The organism is Hymenobacter cheonanensis (genome assembly GCF_030581075.1).
Taxonomy (GTDB): Bacteria; Bacteroidota; Bacteroidia; order Cytophagales; family Hymenobacteraceae; genus Hymenobacter.
Genome location: NZ_JAUQSW010000003.1, coordinates 132,959 through 147,467, shown reverse-complemented (window position 1 = coordinate 147,467; position 14,509 = coordinate 132,959). Strand labels below are relative to the sequence as shown.

Annotated in this window: 28 protein-coding genes and 1 pseudogene; 7 read left to right on the top strand and 22 right to left on the bottom strand. The window is 56.4% G+C overall.

The window, feature by feature from the left end:
- Positions 1–20: 20 nt before the first annotated feature.
- Genes rplO through rpsH form a run of 6 tightly spaced genes read right to left on the bottom strand, consistent with a single transcriptional unit; the run spans position 21 to position 2,628 of the window.
- Positions 21–467 carry a 50S ribosomal protein L15 gene (gene rplO / locus Q5H89_RS06995; protein WP_305018572.1) on the bottom strand — a complete coding sequence of 149 codons (447 nt, stop codon included), beginning with the start codon at positions 465–467 and terminating at the stop codon, positions 21–23.
- A gap of 15 nt (positions 468–482) precedes the next feature.
- Positions 483–662, bottom strand: coding sequence for a 50S ribosomal protein L30 (gene rpmD, locus Q5H89_RS06990; RefSeq protein WP_173116012.1), 180 nt, complete (start codon positions 660–662; stop codon positions 483–485).
- A gap of 7 nt (positions 663–669) precedes the next feature.
- A complete protein-coding gene (gene rpsE, locus Q5H89_RS06985; protein ID WP_133656913.1) occupies positions 670–1,284 on the bottom strand; it encodes a 30S ribosomal protein S5 in 615 nt (204 codons plus the stop codon).
- Between the two features lie 5 nt (positions 1,285–1,289).
- Positions 1,290–1,640 (bottom strand): 50S ribosomal protein L18, encoded by a 351-nt coding sequence (rplR, locus tag Q5H89_RS06980; protein ID WP_133656912.1) that lies wholly within the window; start codon positions 1,638–1,640, stop codon positions 1,290–1,292.
- 9 nt (positions 1,641–1,649) lie between these two features.
- Positions 1,650–2,207 (bottom strand): 50S ribosomal protein L6, encoded by a 558-nt coding sequence (rplF, locus tag Q5H89_RS06975; protein WP_305018571.1) that lies wholly within the window; start codon positions 2,205–2,207, stop codon positions 1,650–1,652.
- A 22-nt stretch (positions 2,208–2,229) separates the two neighbouring features.
- Entirely contained in the window at positions 2,230–2,628 is a 399-nt protein-coding gene (gene rpsH / locus Q5H89_RS06970; protein WP_144846899.1) for a 30S ribosomal protein S8, read from the bottom strand.
- 402 nt (positions 2,629–3,030) lie between these two features.
- On the opposite strand from rpsH, the gene Q5H89_RS06965 reads away from it, so the two are divergent.
- From Q5H89_RS06965 to Q5H89_RS06935, 7 genes and pseudogenes are all read left to right on the top strand, one after another.
- The gene (locus Q5H89_RS06965; protein WP_305018930.1) at positions 3,031–3,279 is read left to right on the top strand and encodes a response regulator transcription factor; all 249 of its coding nucleotides are present in this window, start codon (positions 3,031–3,033) and stop codon (positions 3,277–3,279) included.
- A 39-nt stretch (positions 3,280–3,318) separates the two neighbouring features.
- Positions 3,319–3,444, top strand: a pseudogene (locus Q5H89_RS06960) (winged helix-turn-helix domain-containing protein); the annotation flags it as partial.
- A gap of 76 nt (positions 3,445–3,520) precedes the next feature.
- Positions 3,521–3,856, top strand: coding sequence for a hypothetical protein (locus Q5H89_RS06955; protein WP_305018933.1), 336 nt, complete (start codon positions 3,521–3,523; stop codon positions 3,854–3,856).
- 18 nt (positions 3,857–3,874) lie between these two features.
- Positions 3,875–4,561, top strand: coding sequence for an efflux RND transporter permease subunit (locus tag Q5H89_RS06950; protein ID WP_305018570.1), 687 nt, complete (start codon positions 3,875–3,877; stop codon positions 4,559–4,561).
- Positions 4,461–4,838, top strand: a complete 378-nt coding sequence (locus tag Q5H89_RS06945) for an efflux RND transporter permease subunit (RefSeq protein ID WP_369810645.1) — start codon at positions 4,461–4,463, stop codon at positions 4,836–4,838. The genes Q5H89_RS06950 and Q5H89_RS06945 overlap by 101 nt, the downstream gene beginning before the upstream one ends.
- A 100-nt stretch (positions 4,839–4,938) precedes the next feature.
- Entirely contained in the window at positions 4,939–5,067 is a 129-nt protein-coding gene (locus Q5H89_RS06940; RefSeq protein WP_305018569.1) for a hypothetical protein, read from the top strand.
- Between the two features lie 125 nt (positions 5,068–5,192).
- On the top strand, positions 5,193–5,993 hold the full coding sequence (locus Q5H89_RS06935) for an efflux RND transporter periplasmic adaptor subunit (protein WP_305018928.1): 801 nt from the start codon (positions 5,193–5,195) through the stop codon (positions 5,991–5,993).
- Between the two features lie 123 nt (positions 5,994–6,116).
- Here the strand turns inward: Q5H89_RS06935 and Q5H89_RS06930 are convergent, their stop codons facing one another.
- From Q5H89_RS06930 to Q5H89_RS06855, 16 genes are all read right to left on the bottom strand, one after another.
- Positions 6,117–6,488, bottom strand: coding sequence for an Imm51 family immunity protein (locus Q5H89_RS06930; RefSeq protein ID WP_305018568.1), 372 nt, complete (start codon positions 6,486–6,488; stop codon positions 6,117–6,119).
- A 71-nt stretch (positions 6,489–6,559) separates the two neighbouring features.
- On the bottom strand, positions 6,560–6,829 hold the full coding sequence (gene rpsN, locus Q5H89_RS06925) for a 30S ribosomal protein S14 (RefSeq protein WP_144846881.1): 270 nt from the start codon (positions 6,827–6,829) through the stop codon (positions 6,560–6,562).
- Positions 6,829–7,386 carry a 50S ribosomal protein L5 gene (gene rplE / locus Q5H89_RS06920; protein ID WP_305018567.1) on the bottom strand — a complete coding sequence of 186 codons (558 nt, stop codon included), beginning with the start codon at positions 7,384–7,386 and terminating at the stop codon, positions 6,829–6,831. Before rplE ends, rpsN begins: the two co-directional genes overlap by 1 nt.
- Before the next feature lie 14 nt (positions 7,387–7,400).
- Positions 7,401–7,664: a 50S ribosomal protein L24 gene (gene rplX, locus Q5H89_RS06915; RefSeq protein WP_305018566.1), complete on the bottom strand. Its 264-nt coding sequence runs from the start codon at positions 7,662–7,664 to the stop codon at positions 7,401–7,403.
- Positions 7,665–7,667: 3 nt separating this feature from the next.
- On the bottom strand, positions 7,668–8,036 hold the full coding sequence (gene rplN / locus Q5H89_RS06910) for a 50S ribosomal protein L14 (protein ID WP_068340463.1): 369 nt from the start codon (positions 8,034–8,036) through the stop codon (positions 7,668–7,670).
- A 9-nt stretch (positions 8,037–8,045) separates the two neighbouring features.
- Positions 8,046–8,345, bottom strand: coding sequence for a 30S ribosomal protein S17 (gene rpsQ, locus Q5H89_RS06905; RefSeq protein WP_151086037.1), 300 nt, complete (start codon positions 8,343–8,345; stop codon positions 8,046–8,048).
- A 2-nt stretch (positions 8,346–8,347) separates the two neighbouring features.
- Positions 8,348–8,557 carry a 50S ribosomal protein L29 gene (gene rpmC / locus Q5H89_RS06900; protein WP_151086038.1) on the bottom strand — a complete coding sequence of 70 codons (210 nt, stop codon included), beginning with the start codon at positions 8,555–8,557 and terminating at the stop codon, positions 8,348–8,350.
- Between the two features lie 4 nt (positions 8,558–8,561).
- Positions 8,562–8,990: a 50S ribosomal protein L16 gene (gene rplP / locus Q5H89_RS06895; RefSeq protein WP_068340453.1), complete on the bottom strand. Its 429-nt coding sequence runs from the start codon at positions 8,988–8,990 to the stop codon at positions 8,562–8,564.
- A 93-nt stretch (positions 8,991–9,083) separates the two neighbouring features.
- Complete coding sequence (gene rpsC / locus Q5H89_RS06890) at positions 9,084–9,971, bottom strand: 30S ribosomal protein S3 (protein WP_173116022.1); 888 nt, start codon at positions 9,969–9,971, stop codon at positions 9,084–9,086.
- Between the two features lie 6 nt (positions 9,972–9,977).
- The gene (gene rplV / locus Q5H89_RS06885) at positions 9,978–10,403 is read right to left on the bottom strand and encodes a 50S ribosomal protein L22 (RefSeq protein ID WP_305018565.1); all 426 of its coding nucleotides are present in this window, start codon (positions 10,401–10,403) and stop codon (positions 9,978–9,980) included.
- Position 10,404: 1 nt separating this feature from the next.
- A complete protein-coding gene (gene rpsS / locus Q5H89_RS06880) occupies positions 10,405–10,683 on the bottom strand; it encodes a 30S ribosomal protein S19 (RefSeq protein WP_068340444.1) in 279 nt (92 codons plus the stop codon).
- 3 nt (positions 10,684–10,686) lie between these two features.
- Positions 10,687–11,514, bottom strand: a complete 828-nt coding sequence (rplB, locus tag Q5H89_RS06875) for a 50S ribosomal protein L2 (protein ID WP_133656901.1) — start codon at positions 11,512–11,514, stop codon at positions 10,687–10,689.
- A 33-nt stretch (positions 11,515–11,547) separates the two neighbouring features.
- Entirely contained in the window at positions 11,548–11,835 is a 288-nt protein-coding gene (rplW, locus tag Q5H89_RS06870) for a 50S ribosomal protein L23 (RefSeq protein WP_305018564.1), read from the bottom strand.
- Positions 11,835–12,491 (bottom strand): 50S ribosomal protein L4, encoded by a 657-nt coding sequence (gene rplD / locus Q5H89_RS06865; RefSeq protein ID WP_157564837.1) that lies wholly within the window; start codon positions 12,489–12,491, stop codon positions 11,835–11,837. Before rplD ends, rplW begins: the two co-directional genes overlap by 1 nt.
- A 19-nt stretch (positions 12,492–12,510) precedes the next feature.
- Positions 12,511–13,131: a 50S ribosomal protein L3 gene (rplC, locus tag Q5H89_RS06860; RefSeq protein WP_305018563.1), complete on the bottom strand. Its 621-nt coding sequence runs from the start codon at positions 13,129–13,131 to the stop codon at positions 12,511–12,513.
- A gap of 126 nt (positions 13,132–13,257) precedes the next feature.
- The gene (locus Q5H89_RS06855) at positions 13,258–14,289 is read right to left on the bottom strand and encodes an O-antigen ligase family protein (RefSeq protein ID WP_305018562.1); all 1,032 of its coding nucleotides are present in this window, start codon (positions 14,287–14,289) and stop codon (positions 13,258–13,260) included.
- Between the last annotated feature and the right edge of the window lie 220 nt (positions 14,290–14,509).

Sequence of the window (14,509 nt, the reverse complement as noted above, 5' to 3'; positions counted from 1 at the left end):
CAATTGCTAACAATAGAAAGCTACAGCGTAACTACTTTGCCACCGGCTTTTTCGATAGCTTCAACAGCCGATTTCGAGAAAGCATGAGCGTGTACTTCCAGCGCGGCGGTGAGTTCACCACGACCTAGAATTTTGATTTTAGCATTCTTCGACACCAGACCTGCGTTTACGAAGTAAGCCTGGTCCATCGCAGTTACAGCGCCACCTTCGAGCAGGCCTTGGAGCACGTCCAAGTTAATGCCTTTAAACTCAACGCGGTTGATGTTCGTGAAACCGAACTTCGGCACACGACGCTGGAGGGGCATCTGGCCACCTTCGAAGCCCGACTTACGCGAGTAGCCCGAGCGTGACTTAGCACCTTTGTGACCACGGGTTGCGGTACCACCGCCGCCCGAGCCCTCACCACGGCCAAGGCGCTTGTTGTTGCGCGTCGAGCCAGCGGCGGGTTTTAGATTGGAAAGATTCATGACTGGGATAAACGCTTACAGTTCGGTTACTTCCAGCAGGTGCTGAATCGACTTCACCATACCCAGGATGCTGGGGTTGGCTTCGTGCGTAGCAACGCTGTTCATTTTATTGAGACCTAGGGCCTCTACGGTACGCTTCTGGCGCTCGGGGCGGTCAATTGCGCTGCGTACGAGCTTTACTTGAATCTGTGGCATGGTCGTACTAACCGTTAAATACGCGAGCGAGAGAAATGCCGCGCGCCTGAGCGATTTGCATCGGGTCACGCATCTTGGCTAGGGCAGCAAAGGTAGCCTTTACCACGTTGTGGGGGTTCGACGAGCCTTTCGACTTGGCCAGTACATCTTTGATACCAGCCGATTCGAACACAGCGCGCATGGCACCGCCAGCGATTACACCCGTACCAGCCGCAGCGGGCTGCACGAGTACGAAACCTCCACCGTAGCGGCCTTCCATTACGTGGGGAACGGTGTGCTTGTACAGCGGAACTTTCACCACGTTTTTGCGAGCATCGTCAATGCCTTTGGCAATGGCGTCAGTTACCTCGTTGGCTTTGCCCAGGCCATAGCCTACGTTGCCTTTGCCGTCGCCTACCACTACGATAGCCGAGAAGCTGAAGCGACGACCACCTTTCACCACTTTGGCTACGCGGTTGATGGCTACTACTTTCTCTTTGAAATCCGAATCGCCCTGCACCGAGCTATCGTTGCCGCGTCCACCGCGGTCGTTGCCGCGACGGTCGTTGCCACCCCGGTTGTTGCCACCGCGGTCGTTTCCACCAGGAGCACCACCACGGTTGTTGTTGTTATACTCTGCCATGATGCTTAGAAATTGAGGCCGCCTTCGCGGGCTCCTTCAGCTAATGATTTAATACGACCGTGATAGAGGTAGCCCGAACGGTCGAATACCACTTTCGTGATACCGGCCTCTTGCGCCTTAGCGGCGATTTCGCGGCCAACGGCAGCAGCCAGGGCCACGCCGTTACCACCTTCGGCGGTTACCTTCTTAGACGAAGCGGCAGCCAGCGTGCGGCCAGCCGTGTCGTCAATAATCTGGGCGTAGATGCCCGTGTTGGAGCGGAACACCGACAGGCGTGGGCGCTCCGACGTGCCGGACACTTTCGTGCGGATGATGCGCTGAATGCGCTTCCGGCGGGATGCTTTATCGAAAGCCATGATACTAGATTACTTTTTAGCGGCAGTCTTGCCGGCTTTACGACGAACAATCTCACCAACGAAGCGAACGCCTTTGCCTTTGTAAGGCTCCACTTTCCGCAGCGAGCGAATTTTGGCGGCTACCTGACCGATAAGCTGCTTATCGATGCTGGTCAGGGTTACGATGGGGTTTTTACCTTTTTCGGTAACGGCCGTGGCCGATACTTCGGGAGGCATAGCCAAGTACACGTTGTGCGAGTAGCCCAGCGACAGCTCCAGCGACTTGCCAGCTAGGGCAGCCTTGTAGCCTACACCTACTAGCTCAAGCTTGTGCTCGTAGCCGGTGCTCACGCCGGTAATCATGTTGTTGATGAGCGAGCGATACAGGCCGTGCATGGCCTTGTGGCGCTTCTGCTCGGTGGGGCGCGTTACCACTACCTGGCCGTCCTCCATAGCTACCGCGATGTCGCGGTCTACGGCCTGGGTCAAGGTGCCTTTCGGGCCTTTCACCGTTACGGTGTTTTCGTTGTCGACCGATACCTGCACACCGGCGGGCAGGCTAATCGGCAGTTTACCAATGCGGGACATATAAATACTAGTGCTTAGCAGGTTAGTACACGTAGCACAGCACCTCGCCGCCCACGTTCTCGTTTTTGGCCTCCTTCTCGGTCATTACCCCTTTCGAGGTCGACAGGATGGCAACGCCCAAGCCGCTCAACACGCGGGGCAGGTTTTCCACGTGCCGATACTGACGCAGGCCGGGGGTACTTACGCGCTCCAGCTTGGTGATAGCCGGGGCTTTGGTAGTGGGGTTGTACTTGAGGGCGATTTTAATCACGCCTTGTGCCGAGGTATCATCAAAACGGTAGCTCTGAATGTAGCCCTTGTGATAGAGCACTTTCGTGATTTCCTTTTTGATGTTGCTGGCCGGGATTTCCACTACCCGGTGGTTCGCCTTGATGGCGTTGCGCAACCGGGTCAGGTAATCAGCAATCGGGTCAGTATTCATTTGTTTTTAATTGGCCCACGTCTTGGGGCCGCAAAGATAAGAAAATTTCGCAGCAGTAGCTAGCAGCCCTACAGCGAAATTTCAGTTAAGACTACTGGGCTCGGCTTTCGGGGCACGGCCCATGGTTTCTTTCGGCAACCTGCCAAATAGGGTGAGCCAGGCCCACAAGTATTCTGTTTTGGGGTGCAAAGGTACGTCGATGTCTGAGACTTATGCAACCCTGCCGCCGTTAATTTTTGGAGATAGCCTACGCTGCCTCCCGTAAGGCACGTTATTTTACGCCCTGGTATGAAGATTTTACTGGTCGAAGACGAAACGAGCCTGGCATCCTTTATTCAGAAGGGCATTGCGGCGGAAGGGTATGACTTGAAAGTAGCTTTCGATGGCACGATGGGCTAGCGGCTGTTCGACCAGCAGCCGTTTGACGTGGTGGTGCTGGATGTGAACCTGCCGGGCCTGAACGGCTTTGATCTGTGCCGCTACATCGAGCAGCACTCACCGCGCCAAGCGGTGCTGCTGCTCACGGCGCTCAATGGGTTGCAGGATAAGGAGAGCTTTGGGGCGGGGGCCGACGACTACCTCGTGAAGCCGTTTGAGTTTCGGGAGCTGCTGCTGCGCATCCGGGCACTAGCCCGGCGCGGCAGTGCCTAAGCGGGCCAACGCACGGTGCTACGCGCAGCCGACCTGGAAATGGATACCGACACGCGGCTGGTGCACCGGGCGGGCCAGCGCATTGAGCTGACTACCCGCGAGTATGCGCTGCTGGAGTATTTGCTGGTTAATAAGGGCAAGAGCGTGAGCCGTATCGACATTGCGGAGAAAGTCTGGGACCTGCACTTCGACACCAACACCAACGTTATTGACGTGTATATCAATTTTGGCCTTCGTAGGCATGACGCTGAGCAGCTACGGCACCAGCGCGCTCTACATGTTCAACACCGGGCCGCACGAGGCCGACTTGCAGGTAAACCTATCGGAAGACTACGAAGTCAAAAGCCTCGACGCACTCAAAGACCAGATTCGCCAGGCTGTGGCCAGGCAAATGCCTGACGTGCAAATCAGCTTCGAGCCCATCGAGTTGACCGACAAAATCATGAGCCAAGGCGCCCAAACACCTATCGAGGTGATTGTGGGCGGCAAAGAACTCACCGAGGGCCAGGCCTACGCCGAGAAGCTGCTGACCCGCCTGCGTCGGATTCCTTACCTGCGCGACGTTCGCATCAACTAGCCGCTCCGCTACCCTACGGTGCAGGTAGAAGTAGACCGGGAGCGCGCCGCGCAGTTCGGCCTCACGCCCGACCAGATTTCGCGCTCATTGGTAGCAGCCACGTCGAGCAGCCGCTTTACAGCCAAGAACCTCTGGCTCGACCAGAGCAAAGGCTTCTCGTATCAAGTGCAAGTGCAATTGGCGGCCCGCGACATGAACTCCAAGGCCGACATGCTAGATGTGCCGCTCATCCCCGGCCAGCTCCGGCCCACCCTGGGCGACGTGGCCACGCTGCGCTCGACCACTATCCCCGGCGAGTACGACCGCATTGGCCCACGCCGCATCATCACCGTTTCAGCCAACATCGCGGGCCAGGACCTCTGCACTGCCACCCGCGCTGTGCAGCAGGCCATCAGGCAGGCCGGCACGCCGTCCAAAGGCTCGGTGGTAGAAGTACGCGGGCTGGCTCAGCTGCTGCAAGAAACCCTGAGCAGCCTGCAAACCGGCCTAGGGCTAGCCATCGTGGTCATTTTCCTGCTGCTGGCCGCCAATTACCAGTCGTTTAAAGTAGCCGGTGTGGTGCTCGTGACGGTGCCCGCCGTGCTGGCCGGCTCGCTAGCTAGCTATGCTCCTAGCTACGGGCCAGTCGCTCAACCTGCAATCCTACATGGGCCTCATCATGTCGGTCGGCGTGTCGGTGGCCAATGCCGTGTTGGTCATCACTAATGCCGCAACCCTGCGCCTGCGCTACCGCGATGCCGTGGCCGCCGCCCGCGTCGCCGGGGCCGCCCGCCTCCGCCCCATCCTCATGACCAGCACCGCGATGGTGGCCGGCATGCTCCCAATGGCCTCGGCGAGAGCGGCGAGCAAACCGCCTCCCCAGGCTGCGCCGTTATCGGCGGCCTGCTGGCCTCTATGGTGGCCGCGCTGCTTATCCTACCCATTGCCTTTGCCGCCGTGCAGCGAAAACCACTTTCGCCTCGATATCACTCAACCCCGATGACCAAAACAGCCTGGTATACGTCGATGCGCCCGGATTGGTGGCGCACTAACCTAAGCGCTGTTCCTGCCATTTTCCCTCTGCTTCTCTGTTTGCCAACCTTATGCGCGCTCCTTCTCTCTTCTACCTCCTTATCGGCGGGGCTAGCCTTCTAGGTGGCTGCTCATCGGCCGGCTCCTTTAATGCCGCCACTAGCAAGCTTGAAAGCGAGGTACCCGCCGATTGCAGCTAGAAGCCGTGCGCGTGACCGCCACCCAGCCCGCGCAGTCGCTGAGCCTACCAGGCGAGTTAGAGAGTTATTTTCAAACCGACATTTCGCCCCGTGTGAGCGCCTACGTGTAGCGCCTCCACGCCGACATCGGCGACCACGTCCGCCAGGGCCAGGTACTAGCCGACCTAGACGCCCCCGAGCTAACCGCCGCTCTCAACGAAGCCGCCTCTAGGCAAAAAGCCGCTGAAGCGGTACTGCAATCCAGCCGCGGCACCTACCAGCGCCTGCGCCAAACAGCGCGCACCGCCGGCGCCATCGCTCCCCTTCAGCTAGCCCAGGCCCGCACCCAAGTCATCACAGACAGCCTCAACGTAGCCGCCGCCCGCTCGCACTACAACGCCGCCAAACAGATGACGGATTACCTGCACCTCACCGCACCCTTTGCCGGCGTTATTACCGAGCGTAATTTGTCGCCCGGTGCGGCCGTGGGGGCTAGCGGCCCCCATGCTCTACTATTCTTCAAGCTACGGCAGCTCAATCGCCTGCGCCTACGCGTAGCCGTGCCCGAAGCCTACGTGGCCGAGATGCGCCAAGGCAGCCAAGTACAGTTCTCCGTAAAGTCTTATCCCGGCCGCACATTCAAGGGTCGCATCAGCCGCATTGCCGGCAGCGTGCAAGCCGCCACCCGCTCCGAGCAGGTCGAAATTGACATTCCCAACCCCAAAGAAGAGCTAAAGCCTGGTATGTTCGCTTCGGCTAACCTGCCCATTACCTGCTCTCAAAGCAGCATTTTCGTCTTTAAAAGCGCCCTAGTCACCACCGCCGAGCGCACCTACGTCATCCGCGTCGCCAACTGCCACGCCAATCTAGTCGATGTCCAGCAAGGCGACGAAAACCACGACCAAGTCCAGGTTTTGGCAAGTTCAAAGCCGGTGATGGAGTGCTGAATAATGGCACCGAGGACATCGCCGACGGGCAGGCCGTGCATTAAGTTACCCAACTGCTGCCCGTAGCAAATGGCGCCATTTCAAATCTCTCTATAGCAGTCCTTTATCTTTCCTAAGGGACTACTATTCCGAAAAATTGTCCGGGTCTGCTTGCTTCAGATATTTCTTCAGGCTCTTCTTAGTTCCAAATATTGGAAGTACGTGTTTCAAAAATCGGTCAACCGCTACTTGGCTATCCGCATAAACTAAAAAAGTATCTCCTTCTTCATCATACTCAAGATGTTCATCTAGCTCCTCGTCTTTCTCCTCAAGAATGAATCGAATATGCTCGGCCCAGGATGGCCCATTTCCGCCGAACTCATATTCTTCAAATAATTCGTAGTACCCATCCACCTCACCTACCGGCGCTTGGATTCCGAACTGCCGATTTTGCATCTTCAGATGGACATCTTCAATGGGATATACTTCGAAAGGAAAGGTTGATGATTCTGCCATCTTTGGGTCTATTAAAATAAAAAAGCCCTAGCAAATTAATGCTAGGGCTTTCAATATTAATCTAGAGCAGACTACCAGCTCGACTTCGTCACGCCAGGAATCTTACCGGCCAGCGCCATTTCGCGGAAGCGAACGCGGCTGATGCCAAACTTGCGCATGTAGCCACGGGGGCGGCCGTCAATCATATCGCGGTTGTGCAGGCGCACGGGCGACGCGTTGCGGGGCAGCTTGTCGAGGCCAGCGTAATCACCGGCAGCTTTCAGGGCCTTGCGCTTCTCAGCGTAGCGGGCTACCAGGGCAACGCGCTTGCGGGCCCGGGCTTTGATGGATTCTTTAGCCATTATTCAGCTTCCTTTTTAGCGTTAGCGAAGGGCATACCGAACGCGCGGAGCAGTTCGTAGCTCTGCTCATCATTTTCGGCCGTCGTTACGAAGGTGATATCCATACCGGAGATGCCTTTGATTTTATCAATCGAAATCTCGGGGAAAATAATCTGCTCTTTCACGCCTAGGGTATAGTTACCCCGGCCATCGAAGCCCTTGTCGTTGATGCCTTTAAAGTCACGTACACGGGGCAGTGCTACGGTCAGCAAACGGTCCAAGAATTCGTACATCCGCTCGCCGCGCAGCGTTACGCGCGCACCGATGGGCATACCCTCACGGAGTTTGAAGTTAGAAACCGAACGCTTAGCGATAGTAGCTACTGCTTTCTGACCAGTGATAGTCGTCAGCTCTTCTACTCCGTTGTCCACCAGCTTCTTGTCAGCAACAGCGGCACCGATGCCACGGTTGATGCAGATTTTAGTGATGCGCGGTACCTGCATGATGCTCTTGAACTGGAATTTCTCCTGGAGCGCAGGAATTACCTCTTTCTGATATTTATCTTTCAGTCGGGCCATGGTCGTAGTGCGGATTAAGCGGTGGCCGAATCAACCTTCTTCACGTTCGACACGTGAATGGGGCTTTCGATTTTGGTAATGCCGCCCTGGGGGTTCTTCGCACTCGGCTTGTTGTGCTTGGTTACCAGGTTCAGGCCTTCTACGATGACGCGCTGGGTCGAGCGGTTCACCGACTTGATAACGCCACGCTTGCCTTTTTCGTCGCCGGCAATTACGAGTACGTTGTCACCCGTTTTCACGTGCAGCTGAACGGGGGCTGCTTTCAGTTTCGTTGCCATAACTTAAATTACTTCGGGGGCTAACGATACGATTTTCATGAACTGCTTCTCGCGCAGTTCGCGGGCTACTGGCCCGAAAATGCGCGTGCCGCGGGGCTCGTCGTTGTTGTTGAGCAGTACGGCCGCGTTGTCGTCGAAGCGGATGTAAGAACCGTCCTTGCGGCGGATTTCTTTCTTCACGCGTACGATAACAGCCTTGCTAACAGTACCTTTCTTGGCGTTGCCCGAAGGGATAGCCGACTTGATAGCCACCACGATTTTATCACCAACCGTAGCGTATTTCTTGCCCGTGCCACCCAGTACGCGGATGCAGAGCACTTCCTTGGCGCCGCTATTGTCGGCCACCGTGAGGCGGGATTCTTGCTGTATCATCGTTCAGGATTATTTAGCACGTTCAACAATTTCAACCAAGCGCCAGCGCTTAGTCTTGCTCAGGGGGCGGGTGCTCATGATACGCACCAAGTCACCTTCGCCGCACTCGTTTTTCTCGTCGTGGGCGTGGAACTTGGTGGTCTTGCTCACGAACTTGCCGTAAATCGGGTGCTGGTGTTTGGCAACTACCGCCACCGTGATGGACTTATCCATCTTGTTGCTGGTCACCTTACCCACGATTTCTTTCCGCATATTGCGGTCCGAAGCAGCATCGTGAGCCGGCAACAGGTTTTCTTGAGTCGGTTCCATTACTAAGCTTGGTTAGAAGCCTGCTCATTGTTCCGACGCGAAAGCTCCGTTTGCAGGCGAGCAACGGTTTTGCGGTTGGCCTTCAGGCGGCCGGGGTTTTCGAGCGGGCTGATAGCATGCGCAAAGCGCATCTGCTGGCCGTTGGTTTGCTCGGTTTTGATTTGCGTGCGCAGGTCGTCGAGCGACAGGGCGCGGATTTCTTCGTTTTTCATCGAATTAAGCAGCGTTCTCTACGTAGTCGCGACGAACTACAAATGAGGTACGAACCGGCAGCTTCTGAGCCGCCAGACGCAACGACTCTTTTGCGGTTTCGAGGCTCACGCCATCCGATTCAAACATGATTTGGCCAGGCTTAACGCAGGCTACCCAGTACTCGGGCGAACCTTTACCCTTACCCATCCGCACTTCAGCAGGCTTCTTGGTAATTGGCTTATCTGGGAAAATGCGAATCCATACTTGCCCTTCGCGTTTCATGGCACGGGTCATGGCAATACGAGCCGCCTCAATCTGGCGAGCCGTAATCCAAGAGATTTCCAGTGACTTAAGCGCGAACGAACCGAAGTCTATGGAGCTGCCGCGGTAGGCTAGGCCTGTTACGCGACCCTTTTGCATCTTGCGATACTTGGTCCTTTTCGGTTGTAACATTTGAGTAAAAAAAGAAAACTTGAAAAATATTAGCAGTGAACCGTACCCTGAACGAAATGATTCAGGATACGGCTCAGACTAGTTTAATTAACCCTAGCGACGGGGACCGCCACCTTGGCCGCCGCGGTTGCCACCGCCAGCGGGGCCACCACCTTGACCACCACGGTTGCCACCGCCTTGGCCGCCACGGGGGCCGCCAGCAGCGCCGTCACGACGCGGGCCACGGTCGCCATCGCGACGCGGACCACGGTCGTTGCGGTCACCATCGCGGCGCGGGCCACGGTCGCCGCCACGGCCACCACGGTCATCACCACCTTGCTGACCAGCCGGAACCTGGTTGGGCGAGAGGTCGGGCTTGCCGAATACCTCACCACGCATTACCCACACCTTAATGCCAATTTTGCCATACACCGTTTGGGCTTCCGACAGGGCATAGTCGATGTCGGCGCGCAGCGTGTGCAGCGGGGTACGACCTTCTTTGTATTGCTCCGAGCGAGCAATCTCGGCACCACCTAGGCGGCCACCGCACTGAATTTTGATGCCTTCAGCACCAGCCCGCATCGCAGCCTGGATAGACATCTTCATGGCGCGACGGAACGAGATACGAGCAGCCAGCTGCTGAGCGATACTCTCACCTACCAGGCGAGCGTCCAGCTCGGGGCGCTTAATCTCGAAGATGTTGATTTGAACGTCCTTCTTGGTGATTTCCTTGAGTTCGTCCTTAATCTTATCAACCTCCTGGCCGCCTTTACCGATTACCACACCCGGGCGAGCCGTGTTGATGGTGATGGTAATCCGCTTCAAGGTGCGCTCGATAACGATGCGCGAGATACCGCCCTTTTGGATACGGGCGTTGATGTACTTGCGAATTTTCTCGTCTTCAACGAGTTTGTCGGCAAAATCCTTGCCGCCGTACCAGTTTGAGTCCCAGCCTTTAATAACGCCGAGTCGGAAACCAACGGGATTTACTTTCTGTCCCATGATAAATTAAGCGTTGGCGGGGGTTTCAGTGGGGGTAGCAGCTGCAAGGCGAGTCAGAGCATTCAGCTCTTTCTTCGACATCTGCGACTCACGCTGCGGACCAACCGTCAGCGTGATGTGGTTGGAGCGCTTGCGGATGCGGTGGCCACGGCCCTGGGGGGCGGGGCGCAGACGCTTCAGCTGACGTCCTTCGTCTACCGAAATCTCGGTCACGCAAAGGTTAGCGTCTTCGATGCGCTCGTCGGGATTCTTCTGCTGCCAGTTGGCCAGAGCCGACAAGAGCAGTTTCTCCACGCGCTCAGCACCCGAGTTAGCCTCAAAGCGGAGCAGGCCGAGGGCCTGGGTTACGCGCTTGCCGCGTACCAGATTGGCTACCAGGCGCATTTTGCGCGGCGAGGTAGGCACGTTACGGAGTTTGGCTACTGCTTCCATCTTAACGCTTGCCTTTATCTTTTTTGGCGACGTGACCACGGAAGTTGCGCGTGGGCGCAAACTCGCCGAGCTTGTGGCCGACCATGTTTTCAGTTACATAGACCGGGATGAACTTGTTCCCGTTGTGGACTGCGAAGGTGTGACCCACGAAGTCAGGCGAAATCATCGAGCGGCGCGACCAGGTCTTTACCACCGATTTCTTGCCAGCGCTTTCCAGCGCTTCTACCTTTTTCTCGAGCCGGAAGTCAATGTACGGCCCTTTTTTGAGTGAACGTGCCATATATTACTTCTTGCCTTTGCGGCTGACAATCAGGTTCTCAGAATACTTGTTCTTGTTGCGGGTCTTCTGACCCTTAGCGAAGATACCGTTACGGCTACGTGGGTGACCACCCGACGATTTACCTTCACCACCACCCATTGGGTGGTCAACAGGGTTCATGGCTACACCACGAACGCGGGGGCGACGACCAGCCCAACGGTTGCGACCGGCTTTGCCCATCACAACGTTCATGTGGTCACCGTTCGATACCGTACCAACCGTAGCGGTGCAGGTAACGAGTACCATGCGCATCTCGCCGGAGGGCAGCTTCAGGGTAGCGTAACGCTCCTCACGAGCTACGAGCTGGGCATAGGTGCCAGCCGAGCGAGCGATAGCGGCACCCTGACCGGGCTGCAACTCGATGTTGTGTACGATAGTACCGAGGGGCATCTCACGAAGCGGCAAGGCATTGCCAACTTCGGGAGCTACACCGGGACCCGATACGATAACGGTATCTACATTCAGGCCCGCAGGGGCGATGATGTAGCGCTTCTCGCCGTCGGCGTAGTGCAGCAAGGCAATACGAGCGGTACGGTTAGGGTCGTACTCGATGGTCTTCACCGTGGCCGGAACACCAGCTTTGTCACGCTTGAAGTCAACGATACGATACTGGGTCTTGTGTCCACCGCCGATGTAGCGGTTCGACATTTTACCCGAAGAGTTACGACCGCCGCTCTTTTTGAGCGAGGTCAGCAACGACTTCTCCGGCGTCGACGTGGTTAGCTCGTCGAAGGCCGGGGCCACGCGGAAGCGTTGGCCTGGCGTGGTTGGTCTGAGTTTTTTAAGTGCCATTACTAGCTAGTTGGGCTTTTGCGGCGAAGGCAATTAGATATTGCCGTAGAAATCGATGATGTCACCGTCCTTCAGGGTCACGACGGCTTTTTTGCCGTGGGCGCGACGACCCGAAACCTGGCCACCTTTGGTAGCCTTCGACTTGATTTTGCCAATCGTGCGCATCGTATTGATGCTAATCACGCTGACGCCATAAAGCTGCTCGATGTCTTTTTTAATCTGCACCTTGTTGGCCGTGCGTTCCACTTCGAATACGTAGCGGCCGGTTTCGGTGAGGCTAGTAGCCTTCTCGGTGATAATGGGGCGTTTTAGCGTGCTCATTATTCGGCGGAGTTATTAGCGGTCTCGGTATACAGTTGCTCCAGCGAACGCAGGCCATCCTCGCTCAAGAGCAGGGTGTCGGTATTCAGCAGGTCGTGGGTGTTGAGGCCCACAGCGGTCGAAATCTTCACCTTCTGCACGTTGCGGGCGCTGAGGAGCAAGTTTTTGTCGGCAGCTTCGCCGGCCACGTACAAGGTCTTGCGACCGTTGTTGAGCTTCAGGCCATCCAAAACGGCTACGAAGTCTTTCGTGCGGGGCGCGCTGAACGCCAGGTTTTCAACCAAAGCCACTTTGCCCTCACGAGCCAGCACCGAAAGGGCCGACAGACGCGCAACGCGCTTGGTTTTCTTGTTCAGCTTGAAGCTATAGTCACGCGGACGTGGACCGAACATGCGGCCACCACCAACGAACACACCGGACTTCATCGAACCAGCACGGGCACCGCCGGTACCTTTCTGCTTCTTCAGTTTCTTGGTGGTGCGGGCGATTTCGGCGCGCTCCTTCGATTTGTGCGTACCCTGGCGCTGGTTGGCCAGGTACTGCTTCACGTCGAGGTACATGACGTGCTCGTTCGGCTCGTGGCCGAACACGGCGTCGGACAGCGTAACCTTGCGGCCGGTGTCTTCGCCTTTGCTATTGAATACGGACAGTTCCATCTCTAGTAAGCTTAGCAGGTTATTTCTCCAGGTACACGTAGCCATTCTTGGCACCGGGCACTGAGCCGCTTACCAGAATCAGGTTTTTGTCAGCGACAATACGCATCACCTTCAGGTTCTGAATCTTAACGCGGTCGGTACCCATGCGGCCACCCATGCGCATTCCTTTGAATACGCGCGAAGGCCACGAGCACGCACCGATAGAACCGGGGTGACGCAGACGGTTGTGCTGACCGTGGGTTTGGCCACCCACACCTTGGAAGTTGTAGCGCTTTACAACACCCTGGAAACCTTTACCTTTCGAGGTACCAACTACGTCAACGAACTCACCTTCTTCGAACAACGAGGTTTCAACCGTGCTGCCGAGCGAATAGGTGGCGATGTCTTCCGTGCGGAACTCTACCAGACGCTTCTTGGGGGTGGTGCCGGCTTTGGCGAAGTGGCCAGCCAGTGCCTTAGTGGTATTTTTCGCTTTCTTCTCGCCGTAGGCGATTTGAACAGCGTTGTAACCGTCGTTCTCGACAGTCTTAACCTGCGTCACTACGCACGGACCCGCCTCGATGAGCGTGCAAGGAATATTCTTCCCGTCCGGAGTGAAGAGGCTTGTCATACCGATTTTTTTACCGATGATGCCAGGCATTCTGTGTGGATATTAAATGACACAAAAAGAAAAGGCCCGAGTGGCCTTTTCGCTAAGGGAGTGCAAAGGTAGGGATTTTCCGCGAGAAAAACCAAAGCACACAAGAAATAATTTTGAGTCAGGCTGTTAGCTCACTTGTGGTGCTTCAAACGGACCTGTTTTTGGGCTCGGCGCAGCGGCAGCGGCTAGCAGCATAAAAAACAAGCCCACTATCACGCCGATATTACTCTCAAGCGTGTACTCCACCACGAATGATACAGTAATTATCAGGTAAATAAGCAGGAGCAAAATGTTTCGCCGGCGGGCTCCTATCCAAAGGCTGTAGTAGTAACCCACCAAAAACACAGCTAGCCCGAGCACCCCATACGCCGCCAGATTGTAAATAAATTGGTTGTGCGGCAGCACGTAGCGGTCGGGCTCAATCTCTGGAAAACGGTAGCCATACTCTTGTGCCATCGCGTCGGCGAGGCCCACCTTACTTACCCCCAGGAACGGGTGCTTTTTAATGATAGCCCACGCCGCCTGGTAAGAGTAAACCCGGGCCGTCATAGAAAAATTATTGGCCGCCCGCACCGACTCCATCTGCGCAGCGTCGGTGCGGGTATTAGCTACTTTATTTTGGAGAGTAGGAAACAGAAGCAGGCAGCTAGCCCCCAGCCCGATGCCCACCAGCGCGGCGCCCACAGCAGCCTTCCATTCTTTTTGGTACCAACCCAGCCACAACAGCCCGGCCAAACCCGCTGCGTACATCGTCACGATTCCGCTTCTAACCGCCAGCAGATGCTGAAACAGAAACAGCAGCAGCACCGCTACCAGCACGCAAAGCCGCTGCCAGCGCGCTAGCCCCCCGGCGCGCACAAGAGTAGCCCCGGCTATCACGGCAATGCTGATGAGCAGGCTGAACCGAATATGGTCGGGCTCGGTAGGCATTACCTTCGACTGCAAATAGAGCTGCTCAATCTCTTTGTTATGAAGCACATAGTTGCACGTAGCGGCGGCGGCGGCTACTAAACAGGCGCCTAGCAATAACAGCCAGAGGCTTCGCACGTGCCGGGCCTGCCAGTCGGGCAATAAGAGAAAGGCAATGGGCAGCAGCACGAAAGGCAGCTGCAATACTAAGTCTTGCTGCAACGGCTTGCTAGCCAGGCTACTGTGCATGAAACCAGTAACCACGTGTACGGCATACACCAGCAAGAAGCTAAGCAGCTCGGGCCAGCGCGCACGCTGCGCGATGGTACGCTGATTCAGCGCGTAGCCCACCCCGGTCAAAAACAAGCCCGCTATTCCGATACTAGGCCATACCCTGACCCAGGCCGATACAAAAAGCCCCACAAGAATGAAGGCGCTCCAGAAAACGCTCAGTTGCCGCACTCTTGCT

Excerpts from the sequence above, each read along its gene's own strand:
- rplP (WP_068340453.1), bottom strand. The coding sequence starts at position 8,990 with ATGTTACAACCGAAAAGGACCAAGTATCGCAAGATGCAAAAGGGTCGC.
- rpsN (WP_144846881.1), bottom strand. The coding sequence starts at position 6,829 with ATGGCTAAAGAATCCATCAAAGCCCGGGCCCGCAAGCGCGTTGCCCTG.
- rpsS (WP_068340444.1), bottom strand. The coding sequence starts at position 10,683 with ATGGCACGTTCACTCAAAAAAGGGCCGTACATTGACTTCCGGCTCGAG.
- Q5H89_RS06930 (WP_305018568.1), bottom strand. The coding sequence starts at position 6,488 with ATGGCAGAATCATCAACCTTTCCTTTCGAAGTATATCCCATTGAAGAT.
- rplD (WP_157564837.1), bottom strand. The coding sequence starts at position 12,491 with ATGGAACTGTCCGTATTCAATAGCAAAGGCGAAGACACCGGCCGCAAG.
- rpsE (WP_133656913.1), bottom strand. The coding sequence starts at position 1,284 with ATGGCAGAGTATAACAACAACAACCGTGGTGGTGCTCCTGGTGGAAAC.
- rplO (WP_305018572.1), bottom strand. The coding sequence starts at position 467 with ATGAATCTTTCCAATCTAAAACCCGCCGCTGGCTCGACGCGCAACAAC.
- rpsH (WP_144846899.1), bottom strand. The coding sequence starts at position 2,628 with ATGAATACTGACCCGATTGCTGATTACCTGACCCGGTTGCGCAACGCC.
- rpmD (WP_173116012.1), bottom strand. The coding sequence starts at position 662 with ATGCCACAGATTCAAGTAAAGCTCGTACGCAGCGCAATTGACCGCCCC.
- rplF (WP_305018571.1), bottom strand. The coding sequence starts at position 2,207 with ATGTCCCGCATTGGTAAACTGCCGATTAGCCTGCCCGCCGGTGTGCAG.
- rplW (WP_305018564.1), bottom strand. The coding sequence starts at position 11,835 with ATGAGCACGCTAAAACGCCCCATTATCACCGAGAAGGCTACTAGCCTC.
- Q5H89_RS06955 (WP_305018933.1), top strand. The coding sequence starts at position 3,521 with ATGACGCTGAGCAGCTACGGCACCAGCGCGCTCTACATGTTCAACACC.
- rpsQ (WP_151086037.1), bottom strand. The coding sequence starts at position 8,345 with ATGGAACCGACTCAAGAAAACCTGTTGCCGGCTCACGATGCTGCTTCG.
- rplV (WP_305018565.1), bottom strand. The coding sequence starts at position 10,403 with ATGGAAGCAGTAGCCAAACTCCGTAACGTGCCTACCTCGCCGCGCAAA.
- rpsC (WP_173116022.1), bottom strand. The coding sequence starts at position 9,971 with ATGGGACAGAAAGTAAATCCCGTTGGTTTCCGACTCGGCGTTATTAAA.
- rplR (WP_133656912.1), bottom strand. The coding sequence starts at position 1,640 with ATGGCTTTCGATAAAGCATCCCGCCGGAAGCGCATTCAGCGCATCATC.
- rplN (WP_068340463.1), bottom strand. The coding sequence starts at position 8,036 with ATGATACAGCAAGAATCCCGCCTCACGGTGGCCGACAATAGCGGCGCC.
- Q5H89_RS06945 (WP_369810645.1), top strand. The coding sequence starts at position 4,461 with ATGCTCCTAGCTACGGGCCAGTCGCTCAACCTGCAATCCTACATGGGC.
- Q5H89_RS06855 (WP_305018562.1), bottom strand. The coding sequence starts at position 14,289 with ATGCACAGTAGCCTGGCTAGCAAGCCGTTGCAGCAAGACTTAGTATTG.
- rplE (WP_305018567.1), bottom strand. The coding sequence starts at position 7,386 with ATGGCCCGACTGAAAGATAAATATCAGAAAGAGGTAATTCCTGCGCTC.
- rpmC (WP_151086038.1), bottom strand. The coding sequence starts at position 8,557 with ATGAAAAACGAAGAAATCCGCGCCCTGTCGCTCGACGACCTGCGCACG.
- rplB (WP_133656901.1), bottom strand. The coding sequence starts at position 11,514 with ATGGCACTTAAAAAACTCAGACCAACCACGCCAGGCCAACGCTTCCGC.
- Q5H89_RS06940 (WP_305018569.1), top strand. The coding sequence starts at position 4,939 with ATGCGCGCTCCTTCTCTCTTCTACCTCCTTATCGGCGGGGCTAGCCTT.
- rplC (WP_305018563.1), bottom strand. The coding sequence starts at position 13,131 with ATGCCTGGCATCATCGGTAAAAAAATCGGTATGACAAGCCTCTTCACT.
- rplX (WP_305018566.1), bottom strand. The coding sequence starts at position 7,664 with ATGGCAACGAAACTGAAAGCAGCCCCCGTTCAGCTGCACGTGAAAACG.